The following is a 22,408-nucleotide window of genomic DNA, read 5'->3' as shown; positions in this document are numbered from 1 at the left end:
TCCTTTCTATTTGATGGCTGGCTTGTACTCCAACGTTATATCTGCATTGGCTGGGTCAGGCGTGAAGTGCATCTCTTGGCTAACATCGCCTTCAATTGAAGGGAAAGTCGATAGCCATGACACATACTTATCAACATTTCTACCACCAACGGTAACCGTGTTATCAGCGGAATCAATGATGATTTCTTCACCGGCGTGGGCAATTACATGGGGAATATCATCGGGGTCATCGCTACCATCAGAAGTGTATATTTTGAGGTCAGTCAAAGTCTCAAAGTCAGAATAATATCCAACTGGTGGTTTAACCAAGTCTTCCTTGATATCGTGCTTCATAAAGGTTGCCGCTACGTTAGCCAAGGCAAAACCAAACTTGCCTGACTTATCTAATTTCTCCTTGTGAATGTGAACTTTACCCTCAGTGTTAACCGAGTATGCTACCCCAGTCTTAGGATTGAACTCGTTAATCTCAGCCACCCAGTTGTCATACACCTTGCCACCAATGGTTTTCTTTTGACGTTCCAATGAGAACTCACCGAAGAAGTTTGAGTAAGCATCCTTGTTCATGTACGTGGTCTCCATGACATAAGTCTTAATGGTTTTGGACTTAGTCCTAACCTTTGGCTTGGAAACCCTAGTAGACTTCCTCTTTCCGCCGGACTTCTTCTTGGTAACCTTCTTAGTTGCCTTTTTACGTCTCTTTTTACGTCTCTTTTTCTTAGCTCTGGACTTGAAGGCTTCACGTTGAATGGTGGCTTTGTACATTCTGGCTGATTTAGCTTTGTGCTTAGCTTTGGACTTAGTCTTAACCTTAACGGTCTTGGTTAAATGGACCTTTATATCATGATGATTTTTCCCATTAACTTTGCGTCCACCCTCGTTATATAGAAGGGTGAGGTACTTGCCCCTATCCTTGGTGGCATTAAATGAACTCCCTAGTTGAATGTAACCACGGGGGTACCGGCCTTGTGCATAATCGTCAATACCCATTCGTCCACATACATTGCCATTAGCATCCAGCAGATAACCTTCAACCTTACCCATGGCCCGTTCATTTTTCATCCGCTTAATATGGTGGAATCGCATGGACACTTTCCAGTAATTACTAATCTTCGGAATACCTTGGTGGATAATAACAGGTCCATAGAAGTCTTTGTGTTTGCCAGTAGAACCCCAGTTGTAATGACCCTTTGAATCCTTAGCAACCATTAATGATGAGGCTGTAGCCGTTGCTTTACCATCATTTTCCCCACGATATACCTTAATTTCTTGGGTATCGGCACCGGCTTGAAACCATGTGCTCATTGAGTTGCAAGGATCGTGTACCTGCAATTCTTGATGAGGCGTTAAGCTAGTGATATGACCGTTAGCGTCCATAACCGTGGACCCATCGTCAACATGATAGCCAACGGCTACATATTGGTCTCCCAAAGTGTAACCAAAGTAGTACAAGTCAGTCTTGGGAATGATGTGAATAACTGGTTGAACAGCAGTGTTACCGGCTGGGCTTATAACCTGTTCATTACTGGTGATCTTAATATCACGCTGAGGCAAGAACCCCCGTGGGTCAGCCAGCATGAACGTTAGTGTAGTGGTACAGTCCTGTACCCCTTCGTTGAGAAATGTTGGGGTAGGAATGGCAGTAAAGTGACCGTAATAGACTACCTCTGGCTGGTCGTTGAACCGTAATGGGTACTGATTATCCGCGTCATCGTTGGTATTAATGAGGGCTCTCGATAAATTATTCAGTATCCGGTTGTAATCGTCCCGGTCAGTGGGGTACATGGTAATCGGAATATCTATCTGCTTTTCCCCATAACTATTGCCTAAAAAAACGCCCCCATATCTACCGGGAACGTCCTGGAAGGATTCGGTTATCGTTGGGGCAATTGGCTTGGAGACATGGTTTACCAACACTTCCAAGTCTTTGTCGGAGTTGAAACCACCGGTACCATTCTCGTCGAAGGCATAATCAAAAGTGTTAACATCATTGAATGCCATTTACATTTCCCCTTCCTAGGTTTCTACTTACATCTTTTTTCGTTTTTACTCGGTTATAACCACTGTAAACATCGTTAGCAGATACAACAGCGGGTACAGGATTCTGTTGACCAGATATTAATTCAGCCATCAATCCGATAATTTCTTTTCCTTGCTTAATCAATTTTGATAAATCAGTTGATTGAGCAGATTGGGCAGTGGATTGTTGCGGCTTATCAGTCTTAGCAAACTCTTTCATGGTGGTGTCCATAATCTGGTAAGCTCTGGCACGCTTGGTAATATCCCAAGGAACGATTGACTCAGTCTTATTGCCTTCTGAGATATGTGCTAACTTTTCAAATCGGCTAATACCACCATTGGCATATCTACGGTGACCACTAGGTGCCCAACCATTGGTATGAACATCACTCCGCCAGTTGCTGTCATTAAACATTGCTAATAATTGGTCGTAAGCTGAGAGAATATTCTTGTGACCCTTAACAGCATAAGCACTGAAAGTGCTTGGAACAAATTGAAGTAATCCTTTGGCTGGGTGTCCACTAGCTGAATTAATATCATGAACCTTTTGAAGAACTTTGGCATTACCACCAGATTCGTGCATAATGGTAGCTTTAATTGTAGCTAGTTCTCCAGCACTGAGGTTGACGTGCATAGTTTTAGCGGCCTTTTCAATCATGGAAGCACCACCATAACTAGCTCCACCTGAACCTCCAATAGAACTAAACATGTTGGCTAGTTTTTCCATAAACTTGAAGAATCCTGAACCAACTTGGGATTTAATCCCTTTGATGTTACCGGATTTCTTACTAGACTTAGGAGAACCATCTGATTTACCGTGCATTTTAGTTACGTCATACCAGCCTTTGGTTGAGGAACCGCCATGATCCCATAGAGAACCATGGGATACCCCAATATGAACGTGTGAACCACTACCAGCACCGTTTAAATGGCCAAGAGTAGCAATCCTTTGCCCAGTCTTGATGACATCTCCTGTACCAACTTTAACGTTATTCATTCCACCAAATTCTTGATATATTTCTTGCCATCCATCATTGGAAGCAACCGTAATAACATCGCCCAATTTACTGTAAGGCCAATTGTGTAATGGACGTCCAACATGAGTAACCTTACCGCCATGTACCGCCCTAATAGCTGAACCAAGTGGGCCAGAGAAGTCAACACCATCATGGCTACCAAAACTACGAGAAGCTCCAAAACCATTGGTCTCAGATAACCCCGGATTATGCCGCCAGTTACCACCAGCAGAACCTCCGTCTAAGTCAACCATGGACCAGAGGGAACTCCACCAGCTGCCAGCTTGTTTCTTAACATTGTTGAACATACCTTTAGTAAGGTCAGCAACAACGCCAGCACCAGCCTTAGTGTATTTGAACATCGAATCCAGACTCTTGATTGGGTGGGCAATAATCTTTTCAGCAGTGGTGAAGAACTTCTTCAATCCGCTTGCTTTCTTGACTAACCAGCCAGATACATTACCAATTCCTGAGCCGATACCACTCATGATATTGCCGAACCAGTTACTACTACCTTTGGCAAAGTGGGTAATCCCTTGCATACCCATTAATAGCTTGGTCTCAGAGGCATTCAGAACCTCTGTACCGGAGGGTAGCATAGCTTGGGTATTTCTGCCTTGGACGATTCCAGATTGTCCATTAGGAAGGAACACAGCCTCTTTATTCCCCGTCTCAGGTGAGTCATTGCCATCATTCAGCATCGCCATGGTTGGCTTAGTAATCGCTCTACGCTGGTTGCTGAATAACCCAGTACCAGTGGCCAAATGAACCTTAGAAATGGTTCCAATGGCTTTCTTCTTGCCACCAAAGGCATGAATAACCGAATCAATACCGCCAATACCTGTATTTAAAATGCTAATAACATCGTTAATGCCATTTTGAGCAATGGACTTAATGTTCTTCCAAATGCCCTTAAAAGTATCGCTAATGCTATTCCAGATACCATTCCAGACCTTCTTAATTCTACCTAAAACATTGGTAATGGTTTTTAACAGCTTTTTAATCCACTTAGATACAGTCTTGTAAGCAGAGATAACCGGATTAACAGTATATTTCTTAATTAGTAGCCAAGCATCATGAGTTAAGTCCTTGATGGTATCCCAAGTCTTGGTAATGCCTTTAACAATATTCTTAATAATGTACTTCTTAATAATCTTCCAGATATACTTAACCGGATTGACGATATACTTTTTAACTAAAAGCCAAGCTCTGTGAGTTAAGGATTTAATAGTTTTCCAAGCTTTGCTAATCGTCTTAGTCACTAGTTTGCCAATATACTTAGTAACAGCTTTGTATACCTTGGCTACTGGGCTAATTACATACTTGTAAACCAAGTTCCAAGATCTCTTGGTCTTCGAGGTAATCCCTTTCCAGATACTTGATACTACTTTAGAAACTGCTTTGAAGCCTTTAGATACACCAGATTTAATTGCCTTAACGACTGACATTACAGGCTTCTTAATCTTTCGCCAAGCAATAATTGAAAGACCGACAACAAAGGCAATTGGAATGACCATGGCATACTCAAGAACCTTGGCAAATCCTTTGAATATCGCTTGAACATCCTTAATAAATGCTTTGAAAACATTAGTTACTGGTTTGAATGCTTTTTGAGCACTTTTAACCATTTTTCCAATCGCTTTTCCAATTGCTTGTTCCCAACCAAGTTTTCCCGTAAAGAACTTGCCAATTCCCTTCATGACATTTTTAACCGTTTTGCCAAACGAAGATAGGGCTTTTTTAGCCGACTTAAAAGCTCCCTTGGCCCATTTGCCAATTGCAGAAGCAACGCCATTAACGGCATCTCGGAACGGCTTAATATGTTTATAAGCTTCATAGAAGGCCACTCCCAGTGCTACGATTGCTGCCACTGCAAGCACAATTGGGTTGGTCAGGAAGGCACTGTTCAACGCTTTCTGGACTATGGTAAAGTTCTTAATAACATCAATTGCCTCAGTAGTCGCAGCGATAAATCGAGCGATCTTTGATACGGCTAGCACTGAACCTAAAGCAATTCCGAAGGCGGCAATAGTTTTCGTATGCTTTGAGGTGAACTCGATAATCTTAAGAAGCCCACTGGCGAGTCTGGCAACACCACCAATTAACCAAGTGAGCCCCTTTTGAGCATCCTTGTTGTTGAAAGCCTTAGTCATATCTTGTGTCGCTCTAGTAATAACAGGCAATAGCTTAGAACCCATCATAATTTGAAGCTGTTGGCCAGCCATCTTGAATCGCTCTACGTTCATCTTGGCGTTATTCGAGTTCTTATTGGCCAATTTTTGGACGTACTCACCTTTTTTACCCGCTTTGGTAACATCACCGGTTAACTTTTTCAGTGATTTATCGTACTTAGCAAGTACCTGAGCCGCCTGCATACCAGTTTGGCCGAAAATTCGCTTAAAGACATCTGCTTTATCAGCACCACCAAGCTTCTTGGTATGATCTTCGATAATTTTGAAGATTGCTGGTAGAGATTTAAAGTTACCTTTGGAATCTTGGAAAATTTTGGTAGACTTAATGCCAATTTCTTTTAAGGCACCCATGGCCGTATTCGTTGGTGAAGCCAGGCTAGTAATTACCTTACGTAGACCAGTACCTGCCTTATCCGCTTCCATACCATGGTTAGACAACTCCCCCATTGCCGCAGAAGTCTGCTCAATTGAGAAACCGGCATTTTTAGCCGTGTCCCCAACGTATTCCATACCTTTACCTAAGCTATGAAAATCAGTCGCGGTAACATCCGAAGCATACGCCAGATCATTAACAACCCGTTTGGTATTCTTCATCATTTTAGCCGTGTTATTGGTCTTCATACCAAATGCTTCAATCGCCTGTGAAGAAACCTTGATGACATCTTTGAAGTCGTCTCCGGAAGCCACGGAAGCTTGTAATTCTGACTTCATAACGGCGATAGCTTCGGCACCAGTATGACCACGCTTTATTAAGTCTTGGTACTGTTCAGCAATCTCTTGCTGGGCTACCCCATACTTAACGGAGTATTTAGCACCATCTCGTTGCATCTTAGAGACTTGGGAAATAGCCTTACGTGCTTTCTCACCAGAAGTAACTAATAAATTTTGATTGACTTGGTACACCTTGTTTAAATTTGTGGCCTTTTTGGCACCAGCAATCGTCGCAGCACCCAAACTAGTTAAACCAGCTGCGGCCGTAATTGCGGCGCCTTTAAATGCTTGACCAATATTCGCAATCCTGTGTCTAGCTTTGGCCGCCCCATCTGACATCTTAGCCATACTACTACTCATGGTGCCATACTTACCGGCTAATCGGCCAATCTCAGTTTTCTGTTTAGCCATTGAGGCAGTTGTTTGATTAACCCGAACAAGTTGCTTATTGTAGGCTTCACTGGCCCCACCAGAACTAGTCTTAAGCTTGGCTAACTCAGTTTGCTGGATTTTCAACTGATCCGAAAGGTTACGGTAGGACTCCCGCAATCCATTAAGCTTAGCCCTACCAGCTTGAGCTTTATTTCCTTGATTCTCTAAGGCGTCCACATAAGACTTGGAGACTGACGTGATTGACTTGTACCGTTCTTGCAAGTCAGCCAAGCCAGATTGATAATAGTCTACTGATTTTTTGGCACGGCCTTGTTGGGCAGTTAAGGACGCCATCTTATTCTCAGCATTAGCTAAATCCTTAGAAAGCCGAGCATAGTTATCGCTGCCTTTAGTCGTTGAAGTATCAAGGCTTGCTTGACGCTCTTTCAACTTATCAATTTTAGCTTGCAAGGCTTGCATGGTCTTGCCAAGGCCTTCATATTTAGCTTGTGCTGCGCCCAGGCTGTCCTTTGCAGACTTTAAGCTAATCTCATTAGCCTTCCATTCATTAGTGGTTGCTTTAATAGCGTTGTTCAGAGTTTTCAGACTAGAGGCCGCTGAGACAGTATCTAGCTTAACTTCGGTTGCCATTGTGTTACTTACGGTCGCCATTAGTGGACCTCCTTTCTACTTACCTCTCAACCGATTAACCATTGCCATAGGGTCTTCAGCACGTTTATCTTTAGTCTTTGCTTGGTTAATTCTGATCAGTTCGTAATAGTCTTCTTCGTCCAATTGAGAAGGAAGTACCCCAGAATTAGCCATCATCTGTTGCTTAAAGTAGGCTTGGTCTTCTTGGGCATCTTCTAAGTCATGAATTAGAACGTTGAGGCGACCTATTACTTTTTTGGGCTTTCTTCGTCCTCATTTTCCTTGAGTGTTTCTTGCCATTGTTCATCAGACAATCCTTGAATCCGTGCCAGTACATAACTGATAAAGTTTGACAATTCGTCCATAGTGACGGCATTCATTACCGTGTCTAATTCTTTTTCTGATAACTTTAAAACAGCTTGAAGGAAGCTAGTCATGGCTGTGACCGCCTTTTGAGACTGTTCCATGACAGTTAATGGGTCAGCATCTGAATCCAATTGCATCTTGTCCATCTTCAACATCAAAATTTGAAGATTAGTGGCTTCATTGACAACCTTTACCGTGGTTTTTACTTCTGCTGATTTTTTCTTTAATCCAAGTTTCGCGATACTAATTTTCATTTTGCTGCTCCTAACATTTTTTTATTGCTGACCATTGCCAGCTATGTAAAAAGCCACCCCATAAGGAGTGACTTAGAATGGTTCTATGGGTGTACTGTAGTTGGCTTACTTACCTAGAGGACTACTCGCCTTATATCCACCGAATACTTCACCCATCATGGCTACCTTATCGAAGGCTTTATCAGCGCTAGTCCAAATCTTATATGGCTGGCCCCCAAATACATCAGCCTTCAGTGGGTCCAATGCTTGGTAAGTCAATGTGGTATTAGCATCGGTTTCAGCGTTGTTATCCGTACCGTGGTTCATACCAGTTTCGACTAGTTGGCCGTTGGCAAACCCTTCATAAATATCCACACCACCATAGGAACGAGAGTGGACTAACATTGCAACGTGAGGCTTAGGTAGTTGACGTGTCCAACCGCCCTTACCATCGTTAACGAATCCCTTTAATTTCTGCAAAATATCAAAGTTAATATCCAAGAATTCGAGGGCGACTTTGGGTTCCATTGAACCGTTCGATACCCGCTTAGGACCGTCATTGGCATAACCGATTGTACCATCGGCTTCCAGCCCGGTTACGTTAGCTTGGGTGGCACCTTCTGCGTCCCCATCTACCAAGTAGATACCGGTTGTAGAAATTCCTTTTGAAGCATCTGCAATAATGGCACCTGTTGAATCAATTAATCCAAAGGTGACGTCTTTAACACCATGTGTACTCATTAATTAATTACCTCTTTTTATTTTTATATTTTTAAATACAGAAAATGTGGCTGTGACTTGTTCAGTATCCGGATCAACTACGTTGGGGTAGCGAGTAGCGATAATCCACCCATTATCATCAAGCAAGTTCATCAGTTCCAGCTGTGCATCTAATACATTGATCGCAACTGTTTTAGAAAAGAAAATCTGTACTTGAATTGACGCACTAAGCTCAGAAAAAGTATCGTTTCTATATCCAGAGAGTGGCTCAGTAACACTAGTAATTAGCACTAGCGTCTTTGAACCACTTTTATCAACAACATTCGGTATATTTTCTGGATATAAACCCTCTATCCAGGATGGTTTATTTGCTTTGATAATCTCGTAAACTTGAATCACCGGAAGTTTAATGAGGATCACCACCTGTCAATGCCTTGTACTTGGCATATTCAGCAGCTAAAACCTTATCTTTGCTTGACTGAATGGCCGTATCGATAAAATGGTCGCCTTTAATATGCACCGTTCCATTATTGAGAAATAACGCGATTCTAGCGTGATTAATCGGATCCTTCTCAAATCCTACCGTTGAATTTCCCGTCGCGTATCCATCTACATCGTGATCGTCAGCAACCACTGCATCCGCTAAATGCTTAACATGGCTCGTGTTCCGACCATAACGATAATGTTTAGACTTGGTAGCCTGAAAATAACTATCCCGTAGTTGATCAGCACCAGCCTTAGTAATCACTTGTTGCTGTGCTTTATTTGGCACCTTCTTTTTAACTTGTGAAAAGTAATGCTGTAATTGCTCATCTAAACTAGCCACGCTTAGTCACCACCCGATGGCACGTGATTAGGTCAAAGCCCTCGTTTTGTAAGCCGTCATCCGCCGCAATACTGTCAATCTTGTACAGATCCGATCCACGCTGAACTTGCAGCGTCTCGTTAACGGCCGGATTATGGCGAATAAAAAAGACCACTGCATTAGTGATCCCAGCTCCGGCTATGGTTAATTGCTGTTGCACATTCAACGACCACTGGCCCGCCCAACAGCTAAAATCTGCTGAAAATTGTTGAATTGGCGTGCCAGTATTCGGGTTAACCTCACCAGTATCGGCATCATGGCCAAAAGCGATACGGAAAGTCATTCGTGAAGGATTAATTGCTTTGGTCATCAGTGATCGCCTCCATTTTCAGATCATAGAGCCCTCTCAGTTGCCCAATGATTGAATCAACCGGTAGATCGATACTAATTGCTGTGGTCGGAACCAAAGAGCTGCGGTAGTTATAATAGGCTGAGGCTAATGCCAGCACAGCTGTATTAAACAAATCAACCACACTGGCATCATCATAGAAGCTGTCTGATTCCGTGCCAACTGCTTGTGTGATATAGCTTTTTGCCGTATTTAAATATCCGGTCAGAAGCTGATCATCGGCATCACCATCTAGGCGTAGCGATAGTTTGAGGTCATCTAGTGTTGGCATTTAGCTACCTCCTTACTAATTACTACTTACCAGGTGTGGTTGTAGAACCTGCTGCAAAGTTCGCTGGTTGGTCAGCAATCGCCGCAAATGAACCAGCAACAAAAGCTTCGGTATCCGTTGGTTCCACATCAAACCGATCAATCACACGAATCTTAGTTTGGTCTTTTTCAAAGGCGCCACCGCCAATATTGGTAGTTAATAAGGAAGTACTTTCTCGGTCAAACAAAGTTACTGCTTGCGACAAATCGCCATAATAAAGTGGATAAGCCGTTGCTGACGTAGCTTTAACGTTAGGCAACCACTTGTCAGCTACCTCTACAACCAGTTTGCCACGGATTAAATACCGATCAGGTTGTGTTGGATCGGGTTGCAATAAGTAACGGCCCATTGCGTCCTTAACTTCTGACAGCACGTTAAACCCGGACGTGTTTGTCATTAAGAACGACGTAGACTTGATAGCGGGATCAACAGCCGTGTTGATCATCGTAATGATGTCATCAAACTTAGCTAAGGTCGGCTTCTTTGGCGCCTTGTTCATTGCTTCAATGATCTTAGCGTTGCGAGTAACTACAACCTTCTTGGCAATCCATTGTGATAGCCAAGCCATGATGTTGTCAGCTGTATCCTTTAGTAACGAATTAGTGGCAGTGGTAATGCCAGCATACCGATGGATCGTATATTTGATAATGGATAGCTTAGGATCATCATTATCACCAATGGTAGCCGTTTCATCATCTAAATCAGCTAAAGCTGTCACGTCAGTCCACTTTTCGTAAACTCGTGACCCGGTTTGAGTTGTAACGGCTTCTCGATTAACATACTGTTGTAATGAATCGTATTGGCGAACCAGCGTATTAATTGCCGTTTGAATATCTTGAGGAATAGTTAAGCCAATCGCATTGCCACCTTCATCGGTAGAAGAAGTTACCAAGTTCATAACTTTGGGGTCACCCTTAATCATGCCTTGGAAGTTCTTAATGAACTCAGCTTTGATGCCTTTTTCATTATCATCAAGTGGGGTCTTATTCTTATCATCCATATTGGCAATTTCTTGAGCCTTGCGTTCTTCTTCCAATTGTTCATGTAAAGCGTCACGCCGGGCAACCGCATTGTCACGTTCTGCAGTCATGTTTTCGAATTCTTCTTTGTTAAATTTATCATCTAAAACGGCAGCATTAAGCTTGTCATTCAGATCTGATACCTTTTGCCCTTGGGCAATCCAGGCATCGTTTAAGTTATTAATATTCGTAGCCATTAGTTGGCCTCCTCTTTATTTTTCCCCATCAAAATAGCCAACTTGCTTTGCATTAACTCATTAGCAGGTTGGCTTTCTTTAGGTTGTGTATGTTTGGGTTGTGACTTGGAAATCAGATTCATAAATTTGTTGATTGCTGCCTTAGAAGGAATCTCTGAAATTGAATTAGTGAATTGAGGTTGCTTATCATCGACAAACATAATTTCATCAGCAAAGCCTTTATCCACTGCATCTTGTGCCGTCATCCAAGTTTCATTAGCCATTAATTGCAGCACATCATCAGCGTCCATGCCAGTCTTAGCAACATACGCTGCAACAATAGACTGATCAATGCTGTCTAGCACATTCGACTCATGCGATAAGTCGTCCGCGTTGCCTTGGACGCCGGACCAAGCTTTATGAATCATAATTTGTGCTGTGGGTGAGATAGAGACTTTGTCGCCAGCCATCGCAATCACACTAGCAGCACTAGCAGCTAATCCTTGAACATTAACCGTGACGTTACCTTGATAATTTTTTAGCATCGTGTAGATCTCGCTAGCGGCAAACACGTCGCCTCCGTTAGACGCAATGTCAACTTCTACATCATCATTAGGACCCGCGCTATCTAGCACATCCGACACGCTGGCTGGTGATACAGCTGGCATACCAAAGAACTGATAGAACGCCGCTGTCTCATTGTCGACCACGTCACCTTTAATCGTTACCTTCTTCGTTATTTCCACCTCCTTCCGCTGGTTGAATGGCTTCTGGCATATCTGCAGGGAAGTATCCTAGTTGTTGCAGCACCCAGGTAGCTTGATTATTAGCAATTGTGCCGTCCTTAGCCAATCCAGATAGAGTCGTGGCAAAGGAATCGCCTAATGGGTCGATTGCCGGCCGTAAATTGGCGGTGATAGTCGCGTTCAGCTTGTTGTCCAGCTCAGATACAATACATTGCATATAACGGTTGAGTGCATTGGCGTACATGCCTTTAATCTGGTCAATGTTGCTTTGCTGATCACCTTGGCCGTTTAAATAGCTATCCGGAATACCAAATACTTTGGCAATCTGGCGGCTTGTCCAATCAGTCTGGCTTAGAAGCTTAGTTACATCAGCCTTCATCTCGAGTGGCTTATATTCTTCCAGCTCATCAATTACAACTGGGCCACCGTTAGATGTGTTAACCTGCCTCATAAAGTTACGTGATCGACTAGCTTTCATTTTTTCACTCAACAGGCCGCCATGCTGAATAGATAGCACACCTGGAGCACTGATAGAACGTGCTAAAGCAGCTAAGGTTAAGTCATTGGAAGCGTCCTTAATCTGTAGCTCACTAGTTAGTGCTTCTAATGGGCTAATACCTGTTTGACCGCCGTTAATACCAGTTAACCGAATGTGAATCATGTCACCCTGTGGTACGTATTGCCGTACACCTAATCGTGTTTCATCAAACGTCACGGTATAAGTTAGGCCACTTCCGTCTTCCAACAAGTACGTTTCAACCTGACTGGGCCGCAAGTATTCCCAACGCATATCTAACCCGTTGCGATTGCGCCAGCGGTACGCGAAACATTCGCCGCCTAATAAAAGCTGGGCGAACATTGATTGCCAGAACGCATGACCATTAGCAGTGTTGCTGGGATTGTTCAAAATACCTTGCGCTCGTGGCATATTGGCACTAAGCTGTACCGTCGCTAAATCACCGGATAATTGACTGACTACCGAATAAATATCAGAATTTTTTAGCGCATCTGTTGCACTGACATAATCACGTTGACCATTGGGGGCTAAAAAATTAACAATGTCGCTATCTTCAACGGGCACACTTTGCACTTGGTTCTTAATCTCAGGTGGTCTGAAAACTGGCATTTTTAATCACCTCCTTTACTCTGGGACGTGTTAATCACTTCTGACAGCCACCCAATTACAAACAGTGTCACTGCTACTGCCATGACACCCCAAGGTTTGCCAAATAAAAAGGCCCCGTAATCCGCCACAATTAGGGCACTTACGAAGCATAAAAAGTCGAAATAGTGCCAAATCATGGCAAAAAAGCGTTTAAAAATCATTAATATCATCTCCTAGCAATCCTGACTCCGGGTTATTAAACCATTCAAGAACTTGTTTTTCGTTCATACGTTCGACCTGTTTATCAGGATTGTTCACGTCTGAAAAGTCTTCAAAGTGATACATGGCTTGGAATAAGGCATCAATTAACGCATCAACCACATCAATTTTTAGCGTAGCCTTAGCCTTATCAACCTGAATGCCAATCTTATCTTCATAAATTTCAGCGTTGAGTAATGCTTTTTCCATAATTCGATCATCCAAGCGGTCTACCGAGCCTTCAACAAACAACTTTTGCAAAAACTTGGTTGGGTCTTTCAGTTCACTGGTTCGTTGACGAATAGCTTCTAACGGCCAACCAGAATTAAGCTCTAGCTGTTTGATAGCTGGTGTGGCTCCCCAGGCATCATAGCCAAAAAAGACCACCTCTAACCGGTGACGATCCACGAAGTTAAGCAACCACTGATAGACTTGCTCGTCATTAATCAACCCTTGTGGGTGACTGCTAATCGTACAAAATCCATTTTGAGCTAAATTACGATAATTGATGCCATCTTGTTTTTCTTTGGCTTCAATCGAGCCGGCTTTCTGCCACGGAATAAAACTATGCTGGTAAATAAACCAGCGTGGCTTGCCCTTAGCATCCTGATAGGGGAACACAAATGCCAAAGCGGTATTATCGCTAAACATTGAGTAGTCAAAACCAATGTAGACTTGGCGATCATCGAAACTAAACGATGGCACAATGGCTTTTTCAACGTCAGGTAATTTAAGGAAGCTGTCCACTGATTGTTCTAGCCAAAGGTTAAGGTTTTTGTTTTGAAAATCATTAATCGTTCCTGACAACGCGTCAGAATCACGCTTGTCTGTCAGCCCGTTCATTAAGACTTCATACTGGCTTGGCAGATCAAGTAAGGGATTACTTTTTACCCAGGTTTCCGGCTTAAACGTCTCGTCTAAGCTGTCTTGGGCCCAAATCAGACCTAAGTAAGTATCGGCATCACGCAAGTAATCCTGTTCCATGGCTTGCTGAATCATGCGTTCATCATCATGGAATGGCACGGTTGGGTCAGGATAAGCCGTTGAAATCTGAACGAATTGCTTATTACGCACCTTAACTTGGCCCGAAACAATTTTAGAAATCTTCTGCCGTGTTTTTACTTCACCTATTTCATCAAAAACAGCAGTTGTAAAGTGAAATGAGCCTAGCTAGTCATATTGACCGGCTTCGTGACTAATTGCTCGCAGTTTGTTATTATTACTGCTCATAACAATTTGATCAGATTGAGACGACAATGTACGAGTATCTAGCCCACTATCAGTAATCAACGACTTAAATGGCTCAATCGTTGCAATCTTGGCTAGCATTGACTTAATATAGCCCAGAATTTTGCTCGTTTGCTTGTAATTAATAGAAGATACTAAGTAATCTTGATTAGATAGTCCCAACGACTCAATTAAAAAACTATAGGCAGTGATAATCGCCATAAGCACAGTTTTCCCCTGGCCTCTGGAAACTGAAACTATAGCCCGTGAAAAACGCTTACCACCGTTATCATTACGCCAACCAATCAGCATAGCCATAATGAACTTTTGCCACGGCATAAGCTTAGTTGGTTCGCCTGTATCAACGTTCGGACAGATGGAAGCAAATTTAAGTACCTGGTCTACTTTCTTAACCGAATAAGTAAAGGGAAATTCAACGCTACCTTGTCGTTGCAAGTCTCGAATATGGCGAAAAGCCGCTAACTTAATTAAATAACCAGTGGTTACCTTCTGATCTAAAACATCTAAAGCGTACTGAGTTCCTGCATCTGTGTATTCGTCACGAATACTTTTAACATCAATTCCACGGTATGCTCCTAACACATCGTGTGATTGAGTAAGGTCAATATTCATAAGATCACCCCCTTTCACAAGTAGTCTTTTTTACCCTCCCAAAAATTCTTTCATGCGGTCACTAATGCTTCGCTCATCCTTGTGGTCATCTAAGTTTAACTTGAGCAAATCACTACGTGACTTAGGAGATAATCCCAATTCAGCGCCTAACTTCGTTAAATTTTTAACCGCTGAATCATAAATTTGAGTCATCGGGTTTCGCTTGTAGCCCACGAAGTCTCGACCAATTTTTTTACCGGTCTGATCTTGTAACGTTTTATAGATTGCTTGGACTTCACCGTTTTCCTGGATATGTTTATACGCATTGCGGTAAATCTCATACTGAGAAGCATATTGTTCCACAAGTCCGCTATCAATGCGCATAACTGGGGTGTTATCCTCTAAAAAAGGCACTAATCGACGCCAAACGACCTTAGCTTGCCGTCCTAAGTAAGCTGGCGGTGTGCGCGTTAATTGACCGTTGTTGACGTCTTTATCTGCTTTTTTCATTTTCTCTGCCTCCTTTCGTTATTGGGTGATCCCCCCTACCTAAAAAGTTTAAAAAAACGTTTGCGTCACAAAATGAGGGTTATGTGAGCGCTCTAGCCGTCCGTTAATAGGGGGCGGGGGTGATTTTTATATAGCTTTCGATACATTACACCTGATTGTTCTATTATTCCTTAGAACGCAAATTAGACGTGTTTAACTGGACAGCCAGATAATCAAATGCGTTATCGTTCACCGTAAATTTACAGTCCGAATACCCGGTAGAGTGTTCCACATTCATCTCTCCTTATTCATCAATGCATTAATGGCAATCACATCGGTAATTTCATTGACTTGTCTTAGCTCGTTACCTTGTCCAGTCCCGTAGTATCGCTGTTCCCAATCAGTCTTTCTCCTATGACACTTACCGCAGATGACAGCAAGGTTATCAACGTTTGCTTTGATTGCTTGGTCGTACTCAATGGGTACAATGTGATCAGCAGTCTTAGCAGGTGTGATAATGCCTTGAACTTTACAGTAAGCACATAAGTAATGGTCACGTTCTAGGACTTGTTGCCTTAGATGTGACCATTGCCTTGTACGATAGAAGTCGTATTGCTGACGCTTAGTGTCATCACGATTACGTGTGACCGTGTTGTACTTGTGCGTGTAATGCTTATCGTGGCTACGTGCCCAACGCTCACGACTTGCTAGGTACTCTGCTTCATGTTCATAGTGTTGTTGACAATAGTGATCTGGGAAGTTAACCATGGCATGGCATCCTGGTTGTCTGCAGCGTCTTACTCTTGGCATGATCACCACCACCTTTGTGTAAATTAAAAGCGCCATGCTTATCAGCACGACGCTCACGTTTCTTCTTATCAGCCAACCAACATTCTAAGTCACGATAGCAGTAATTTTCTGTTGGGCTAACGTAGCCATACTCAGTGTGTCGCATGTAGCCACACTCCCAACACAATAATGAGTAGCACCATCAGCAGGCCGAATATTAAGTTTTCCCGTTGATAGTTTCTCATTGCCATTCCTCCAAATTAAAAGGCCGCCTCGTTAGAGACGACCAGGTGTATGATTGCCAGCGATGCAATGCTGGCTAATGAAAATGGAGTCACATATTAGGAAATATTTTTTGGGAGGTATTCCCTAATACAGCTCCATTGTAAGCGTTATCTTCACATAAGTATCAGATAACGCTTGTTAAATGTGATTGGTGTGGAATCGAACCACACGCGGTTATGAGCCTCCTGACGTGACTTTTTCTATTTTAGCCACGTTTCAACCACCCGTCGACTTACGCTTTTAAGCTTAGCGTATAGAACTCGCATTTTGGCATTGCGCAATACCGTGGTTGCTGGCCAATGTCGCTGACGGCTTAACCGTTTACCTACAGCGACTACCCATCTCCTACTAATCCTTAAGAACTCGGAGATTGCCAGTAACCCTCTAAGAGAGTTTGCACTTATTAAGCGATCGACACTATCGACAGGCTCTCACGGTGCCTGCTACCGACTGGCGTTTTATCCATTAGAGTTGGTGTCTAACCCGGTTTCTTCTAATGGAATCGGCATGCAATACGTGCAACGGGAGTCGAACCCGTATCTTCTTTGCTCTGCCGTTGAGCTATGCACGTCCATTTCATCAATCGCTTATGTTACCAATTTACACCCAAATTAGGGGTCAATTTTCTCGGTTTTTTCCACTTTTTATAAATCGTATAATCCTAATCCTTTAGCACACTTCTTTATAAACAAATTTTTCAGTTTATATGCTCGTGACTTACCGACGCTCAGCATGTTATTTTCGACCATTCCTGTTAAGGTATAGCGCGGATATTTCCGAAAATATTGCTCGTCAATAATTGCTTGCGTATCGGGACCCACTTCATCTAAGCAGTCATCAATAACTTGGCGCTGCTTCTTCAGTGCGTTAATCCGCTTGTCCTCATCTAGCGTGATAATTAACCGCTCTGTGCTGTCGTTGAATCCGTTCTGCGCCCGGCCACCGCCAACATTCTCATCAACCGGCGTTACCGGATAACGTAACTCCTGTTCACACTGTTCAATGTACTTATCAATCTTAGGATAATCCCGTAAGATGTCCTCAACTGTTCTAATCGTCGATCGTTTCACCCATCATTCCTCCATCTTAAGCTTATTTTAAGTTTGCTTTAATGTTAATGGCATAATGTTTTGTTCGTTGGCCGCGGAGTAAGAGTTAATTTTAGAAGCTAATTTGGGGTAAGGGCTGCTGCTGGGCGGCCCTTTTTTGCTATCTAAAATGGCCGTGTAAGCTCGTGTAGCACGTTAGTAATCTCCGCATTGCTAAGCATGCCTAAAGCAATGTAAACTTCCTTAGGCACGCTGTGCTCGCTTAATCTGGATTGAAACTCAGCTAGCCCCATCAATACATCGTCTTCTGGTACCAATGATTCCAGATAATTAAGCAACATACGTTGGTTGCCGTTCATTTCTTCTCGCGTTTTATCCATACGTCCTCCTTATTAGATTGTGTAAATGGGTTCGCCCGTTTCGTCATCGCAAATTTCAAGTCCGCCTTCTTCTGCTACTTTGTCCCAATTATCTTTGTTTTCAAGATACGTGCTCTCAGAAATTTGATCCATAAATATTCCTCCTACATAAAATAAGAATTTTATACCATCGTCAGCTCATGGATAACCTGGTTACGTTCCTTCGCCGACAGCTTGTTAATCGCGTTGCGCTGGCTGTTGCTCAGCTTTATAAAATGATTGCCACACCACACTAACGCCTGTGCCACATCGCCACCATAGCTTGCCATGCCTTGCAGCACGTATTTGCGATACTCAATCTGTTCGTGTGTCATGCTGTGCCTCCACTTGATACCCGTCCAGCCATGCCTGAGCAACTAATTCCTGATGTTTTCGGTAACGATCATTATCAAACTTATAATTTCCGCGCGTCTCATCGGTAGTTGTATCAACATTCTTCGGATACTTAAACTGTTTTAGCCGACCAATGTAAGTCAAGGCCTTATCTAAGTCCTCTTCGCCATTTTTATCCGCTTCGCGAGTTAGATACTTGATGGCATTGGCCTTGTAAAAGCCGATAGTTTCCTCAGGGGACAAAAGTCCAGCCTCAAATCTGTCAAACAAATCTTTGCCATCACTACCGCGGTAATAGTCTGGTCTAATTTCTGTCATTGTCTGCCTCCCGTAGCTTCACTCGCATGCAGCGCACCCAATCTTTGTCGCGTCCCATAGCGCTAGCAATTTTTGGGTTGCTAGGATTGTCCATGTGATCGAGGTTGTATTTCAACTGTGTTAATTCATCTGGTGTGGCTTGGTAATCCAATTCGTCACGACTTTTCATTCTGCCACGTAATTGCTTTAGATATTTCAGTGACTTTGACCGTTCTTGTGCAATATATTCGCTGGTGTATCCACGGATAATCAGGTGGCGTAGGATATTATTTTCTGCCGTATGCTGTTCCTCATCTTGACCGCGGATTTCTTTTTTAACATTTTCCGGCCACTTATCTGGATCGTCGCCATAATTGGCGTAAGCAGCTCTAATTTCAGCCATTTCCTTGTTTGATGACATAACTTTTACTCCTTCCTCAATAGTCGTTTTGCTTCGTTCCTTATTTCTTCAAATTCATGTTTACGTCGTTCTTTTAAAGCTTCATTGCAATTGGGACATGGGATAGCTGTTACGGTGCTTGCTGTGCAGTGGTGAACAATGCCAGTGCCATGACACAATGGACATTCACTCATACGTTACGCACCCCTTTCATGCCGTCAAAAATCAGTTGCTGTGCTGAGTTATCTGGATATACGCGATCAATGAACTTGCCTTCATACATCTGTTTTAGCTGTCCCTTGGTATTGTTGGTCGTAATGATGGTGATACCTTTAGCGGTGTTGTGATTAAAATCAACTCTAGCATTAGATACCCGATACATGATGTCTTGCAGATCCTTATGAACCGGTTTAATGTTGCCAGTCATACCGCCTTCTGTGCCAAAATCATCTAGTACCAATACATCAACCTCAATCATCGAACGTGTTATATTGAGTAGTTTGGAACGAATTGAGGTGTCCTCATATTTGTCATTGACCATTCTTAGAAGCTCGGCAGTTGATACAAACATGCCACTATGACCATGGCTCATCAGGTGGTCCAACATAGCTAGTGCTAAAGATGTTTTACCAACGCCACGATCACCCATCATTACGACATTGAAGTTTTGGTTTTCTAATTGCTTAGCCAACACGAATGCTTTCTTGCCTAATGACTTAGCTAAGTGTGGATTGTCCTGCTTAGCAATATCCCAGTTGCCAAACGAAAACTTGAGCGGTATGTTGCCGGACCAGACCGAGTAGCTATAGTACCGGGCCATTTTGTCCCGTTTCAATTGTTGAGCTGCTTGTTCAGCCGTCTTACGATCTAATTCTTCTTTAGTTGGCAAGTGGTTCAGGTCAACATGATGGGCATTGGCTAGTTGTTGAATATATTCATGATTAAAAGTAACACGCTCCATGTTAACCTCCCGTCCAATACTCGCGGCCCTCATGTTTTTGTTCAGTCGATACTTGATACTCATCATCAAACCGGCCATTGAACCATGTAGATCCATCCATAGGGCGGTACCAATCTTTGTTTTGAGAAATATACTGCTTGTACAGTTTTAACTGGTTGAAAAGATAATCGTTGGAATGCTTTGCTGACTTTTTACGCCAATATTTGTAATGGTTAAACGCTTGCTTTTTTCCCTTTTTGTTGGGATAAGCTGACCAGATTTCCTCAAAGTCAGACTCAATTGAGGAAGGTGCAGCGGCAGCTGCACTATTCTCTTTTGTAGTCTCTGAAGTAATCTCTGGTATTCTATTGGTATTGGTTATGACTCCGGGTCCCTTTGAATTAGGATTGTCAGTCCCATTGGTAGGAACTGCGCGTCCCCACGTTGCTCCCAAACTGTCTAATGCTTCATAATTAATTCGATACCATTTTGTACGATCAAATTTGGCCTTATTATAGTTCCCGGTAATTAGCAATCCGTGATTCTCTAAATCCTTCAAATATCGTTGAACCGTTTTTTCAGATAGCCACGGAAATTGCTTATGCCACTCCGAAACACTGTTATATACCCATTTATAATTGTCTTTCACATTGCTAGAACGAGTAATCCAATAATGCATTTGCTGAAGAATGATTGCTTTGTCCACACTATTTAATGCGATTGCTAATGACGGTAAAACCTGTAACGGTGGCTCACTAATTAATAGATTTCCCATTTGTTTCACCTCGGTAATTTCCTCTAACTCCAATCTTTCTCAACGTCTCTTCGTCCAACTTGATCCCAGTAACTGGAATGTGATACTTCTCGCCAAAGGCTGTCGGACCGATCTTGTGCCATTCTGTATGGTGCTCTCGGCACAAACAGTTAACTCGTAGTTGCGTATGGTCAAGATGATTCCGATTGCGGCCAGATCCAACTGTATCAACGTGGTTAATATCCGAATGTTCACGGCCACACACCATGCACCGACGATGCCGGCAACACTGATACTGGTAATACTCTTGCTCTCTCGGTAGCAATTCATAGCCTTGTTTGAACGGTACACGCCACGTAAACATGAAGTCGATAACTAGGTCGAGTAACACGTTAGCGTCGCTCACAGACGATTCTGTCGTGTCTGACAGGCTAATCTCATTACCATTGGTATACTCACGATATTGGCCATAAAACATTGCTTTCAGGAAGTCTTGTGGCACCACGAAGTAATCAGCAATATCATTTAGCAGGGCAAAGAATAGACGCCGTTGTTGCGGCCTAGCTTTGCGTGTGTCGGCTAGTTCCCAATCCAGGTAAAGTTGGTCACGTGAACCGCTAACGGTCTCGATATGGTCTAAATTAGGCTGATGATCAAGCTCAACTAACAAGTATGACTTGCCATTCCGTTCAAAGTATTTTGATCGTGACCGCTGCATTTAATCACCTCAAATCAGAATGGGAGATCATCATCTTGAATATCCATGGGATTGCCGTTATTAGCAAACGGATCACTCGTATTGTTCTGCGGCCGATTATTTTGATAACTACTGTTACCAGTAGATTTTTTTGGTTCCAAGAACGAGAAGTTCTCAACAATAACTTCTGTGACGTATACGCGTTGGCCTTGCTGATTTTCATAGTTACGTGTTTGAATACGGCCATCAATGCCGACAAGGGAACCCTTGTGGAAGAAGTTAGCAAAGTTTTCTGCCGACTTGCGCCAAATAACGCAACTAACAAAATCAGCTTCGCGCTCACCTTGTTTGTTGGTGAACCGCCGGTCAACGGCCAGATTGAAAGTAGCTACAGCATCACCGCCTTGCGTATGCCGTAAATCCACATCGCGGGTTAGTCGTCCGGTCAAAACTACTCGATTAATCATTAGAATTCCTCTTCTCACTTTGATTTTTTAATTGAACAGTCACTAGTCTGATCAGTTGGTTAGCACCGTCATGCGTCAAATCATTGACCTGGCTAACGTTTAATTTTTCCAGATAACCGTTTCTAACAGCTTCAATTGGGGCACTTGCTGCCTTACTCATTGCCTCAAACAATCCATTAAGTGTTGTGGCCTGCTTTTTAGTTACAGGCAGGGGTTGACGATTGCTTTGTTGTGTCCCGTTATTCCTATGAGCTGGTTGTTGTGCCGCACGGTTGTTAGGAGCCGCTTTAGTTGCTTGTTGTCCATCGTCATCTTTAGAAGCGGATACGCCGAATGCTGCTGATAAACTATATCGTCGTGCATAAGTTTCAGCAGAGCCGAATGCCTGCGCGTCTTTGCGCTGTACTGGCATGCTAAGTGGATTGTAAATGATGTACTCGCCACTAGCATCAAACAGCATAGTCGTAATAGAGACACCATTAGTATCGCTGGTCGCTTCCTGCGTATAACCTAACGATTCTGGCAACGCCCCATCTACTGCAGCG

General features: G+C 43.0%; 25 protein-coding genes, 1 tRNA gene and 1 pseudogene. All 27 read right to left on the bottom strand.

Features of this window, described 5'->3' with window-relative positions:
* Positions 1-6: 6 nt before the first annotated feature.
* A complete protein-coding gene (locus AB3Y94_RS13215) occupies positions 7-1,998 on the bottom strand; it encodes a distal tail protein Dit (protein WP_367296599.1) in 1,992 nt (663 codons plus the stop codon).
* Positions 1,985-6,979 (bottom strand): phage tail tape measure protein, encoded by a 4,995-nt coding sequence (locus AB3Y94_RS13210; protein ID WP_367296598.1) that lies wholly within the window; start codon positions 6,977-6,979, stop codon positions 1,985-1,987. The genes AB3Y94_RS13215 and AB3Y94_RS13210 overlap by 14 nt, the downstream gene beginning before the upstream one ends.
* A 227-nt stretch (positions 6,980-7,206) precedes the next feature.
* On the bottom strand, positions 7,207-7,578 hold the full coding sequence (locus AB3Y94_RS13205; RefSeq protein WP_061777272.1) for a phage tail tube assembly chaperone: 372 nt from the start codon (positions 7,576-7,578) through the stop codon (positions 7,207-7,209).
* A 105-nt stretch (positions 7,579-7,683) separates the two neighbouring features.
* Entirely contained in the window at positions 7,684-8,298 is a 615-nt protein-coding gene (locus tag AB3Y94_RS13200; protein ID WP_367296597.1) for a phage tail protein, read from the bottom strand.
* Positions 8,299-8,301: 3 nt separating this feature from the next.
* Complete coding sequence (locus tag AB3Y94_RS13195) at positions 8,302-8,676, bottom strand: DUF806 family protein (RefSeq protein ID WP_367296596.1); 375 nt, start codon at positions 8,674-8,676, stop codon at positions 8,302-8,304.
* A 7-nt stretch (positions 8,677-8,683) separates the two neighbouring features.
* Positions 8,684-9,103, bottom strand: a complete 420-nt coding sequence (locus AB3Y94_RS13190; protein ID WP_367296595.1) for an HK97-gp10 family putative phage morphogenesis protein — start codon at positions 9,101-9,103, stop codon at positions 8,684-8,686.
* Positions 9,096-9,452, bottom strand: a complete 357-nt coding sequence (locus AB3Y94_RS13185) for a phage head closure protein (RefSeq protein ID WP_367296594.1) — start codon at positions 9,450-9,452, stop codon at positions 9,096-9,098. Before AB3Y94_RS13185 ends, AB3Y94_RS13190 begins: the two co-directional genes overlap by 8 nt.
* On the bottom strand, positions 9,436-9,762 hold the full coding sequence (locus AB3Y94_RS13180) for a head-tail connector protein (RefSeq protein ID WP_367296593.1): 327 nt from the start codon (positions 9,760-9,762) through the stop codon (positions 9,436-9,438). The genes AB3Y94_RS13185 and AB3Y94_RS13180 overlap by 17 nt, the downstream gene beginning before the upstream one ends.
* A 22-nt stretch (positions 9,763-9,784) precedes the next feature.
* On the bottom strand, positions 9,785-11,017 hold the full coding sequence (locus tag AB3Y94_RS13175; RefSeq protein WP_367296592.1) for a phage major capsid protein: 1,233 nt from the start codon (positions 11,015-11,017) through the stop codon (positions 9,785-9,787).
* Entirely contained in the window at positions 11,017-11,736 is a 720-nt protein-coding gene (locus AB3Y94_RS13170) for a head maturation protease, ClpP-related (protein WP_367296620.1), read from the bottom strand. The genes AB3Y94_RS13175 and AB3Y94_RS13170 overlap by 1 nt, the downstream gene beginning before the upstream one ends.
* Positions 11,714-12,868 (bottom strand): phage portal protein, encoded by a 1,155-nt coding sequence (locus AB3Y94_RS13165; protein ID WP_061777278.1) that lies wholly within the window; start codon positions 12,866-12,868, stop codon positions 11,714-11,716. Before AB3Y94_RS13165 ends, AB3Y94_RS13170 begins: the two co-directional genes overlap by 23 nt.
* A 2-nt stretch (positions 12,869-12,870) precedes the next feature.
* The gene (locus AB3Y94_RS13160; RefSeq protein ID WP_341780396.1) at positions 12,871-13,068 is read right to left on the bottom strand and encodes a DUF1056 family protein; all 198 of its coding nucleotides are present in this window, start codon (positions 13,066-13,068) and stop codon (positions 12,871-12,873) included.
* Positions 13,058-14,965 (bottom strand): annotated as a pseudogene (locus AB3Y94_RS13155) (terminase large subunit). The gene AB3Y94_RS13160 and the pseudogene AB3Y94_RS13155 overlap by 11 nt, the downstream one beginning before the upstream one ends.
* A gap of 30 nt (positions 14,966-14,995) precedes the next feature.
* A complete protein-coding gene (locus tag AB3Y94_RS13150; protein ID WP_367296591.1) occupies positions 14,996-15,454 on the bottom strand; it encodes a phage terminase small subunit P27 family in 459 nt (152 codons plus the stop codon).
* Between the two features lie 273 nt (positions 15,455-15,727).
* Positions 15,728-16,201 carry an HNH endonuclease gene (locus AB3Y94_RS13145; protein ID WP_367296590.1) on the bottom strand — a complete coding sequence of 158 codons (474 nt, stop codon included), beginning with the start codon at positions 16,199-16,201 and terminating at the stop codon, positions 15,728-15,730.
* Positions 16,194-16,388: a hypothetical protein gene (locus AB3Y94_RS13140; RefSeq protein ID WP_367296589.1), complete on the bottom strand. Its 195-nt coding sequence runs from the start codon at positions 16,386-16,388 to the stop codon at positions 16,194-16,196. Before AB3Y94_RS13140 ends, AB3Y94_RS13145 begins: the two co-directional genes overlap by 8 nt.
* 632 nt (positions 16,389-17,020) lie before the next feature.
* Positions 17,021-17,078, bottom strand: a tRNA-OTHER gene (locus AB3Y94_RS13135).
* A gap of 73 nt (positions 17,079-17,151) precedes the next feature.
* Positions 17,152-17,577, bottom strand: a complete 426-nt coding sequence (locus tag AB3Y94_RS13130) for a transcriptional regulator (protein WP_061777282.1) — start codon at positions 17,575-17,577, stop codon at positions 17,152-17,154.
* A gap of 143 nt (positions 17,578-17,720) precedes the next feature.
* The gene (locus tag AB3Y94_RS13125) at positions 17,721-17,936 is read right to left on the bottom strand and encodes a hypothetical protein (protein ID WP_367296588.1); all 216 of its coding nucleotides are present in this window, start codon (positions 17,934-17,936) and stop codon (positions 17,721-17,723) included.
* 161 nt (positions 17,937-18,097) lie between these two features.
* The gene (locus tag AB3Y94_RS13120; protein WP_367296587.1) at positions 18,098-18,289 is read right to left on the bottom strand and encodes a hypothetical protein; all 192 of its coding nucleotides are present in this window, start codon (positions 18,287-18,289) and stop codon (positions 18,098-18,100) included.
* Positions 18,270-18,626: a DUF3310 domain-containing protein gene (locus tag AB3Y94_RS13115; protein ID WP_367294650.1), complete on the bottom strand. Its 357-nt coding sequence runs from the start codon at positions 18,624-18,626 to the stop codon at positions 18,270-18,272. The genes AB3Y94_RS13120 and AB3Y94_RS13115 overlap by 20 nt, the downstream gene beginning before the upstream one ends.
* Positions 18,613-19,026 carry a hypothetical protein gene (locus AB3Y94_RS13110; protein WP_367296586.1) on the bottom strand — a complete coding sequence of 138 codons (414 nt, stop codon included), beginning with the start codon at positions 19,024-19,026 and terminating at the stop codon, positions 18,613-18,615. The genes AB3Y94_RS13115 and AB3Y94_RS13110 overlap by 14 nt, the downstream gene beginning before the upstream one ends.
* Before the next feature lie 169 nt (positions 19,027-19,195).
* Entirely contained in the window at positions 19,196-19,966 is a 771-nt protein-coding gene (locus tag AB3Y94_RS13105; protein WP_367296585.1) for an ATP-binding protein, read from the bottom strand.
* 1 nt (position 19,967) lies between these two features.
* A complete protein-coding gene (locus tag AB3Y94_RS13100; protein ID WP_367296619.1) occupies positions 19,968-20,720 on the bottom strand; it encodes a hypothetical protein in 753 nt (250 codons plus the stop codon).
* On the bottom strand, positions 20,701-21,417 hold the full coding sequence (locus tag AB3Y94_RS13095) for a putative HNHc nuclease (RefSeq protein WP_367296584.1): 717 nt from the start codon (positions 21,415-21,417) through the stop codon (positions 20,701-20,703). Before AB3Y94_RS13095 ends, AB3Y94_RS13100 begins: the two co-directional genes overlap by 20 nt.
* Before the next feature lie 14 nt (positions 21,418-21,431).
* Positions 21,432-21,863 (bottom strand): single-stranded DNA-binding protein, encoded by a 432-nt coding sequence (ssb, locus tag AB3Y94_RS13090; RefSeq protein WP_367296583.1) that lies wholly within the window; start codon positions 21,861-21,863, stop codon positions 21,432-21,434.
* Positions 21,856-22,408, bottom strand: a 553-nt coding sequence (locus AB3Y94_RS13085; RefSeq protein WP_367296582.1) for an ERF family protein, incomplete at its 5' end; no start/stop codon positions are given. The genes AB3Y94_RS13085 and ssb, both read right to left, overlap by 8 nt.

Source organism: Levilactobacillus yonginensis, from assembly GCF_964065165.1.
In the GTDB taxonomy this organism is placed as follows: domain Bacteria; phylum Bacillota; class Bacilli; order Lactobacillales; family Lactobacillaceae; genus Levilactobacillus; species Levilactobacillus yonginensis_A.
Note: the sequence above shows the minus strand (reverse complement) of the source record. Positions and strands in the feature narration are given on the sequence as shown.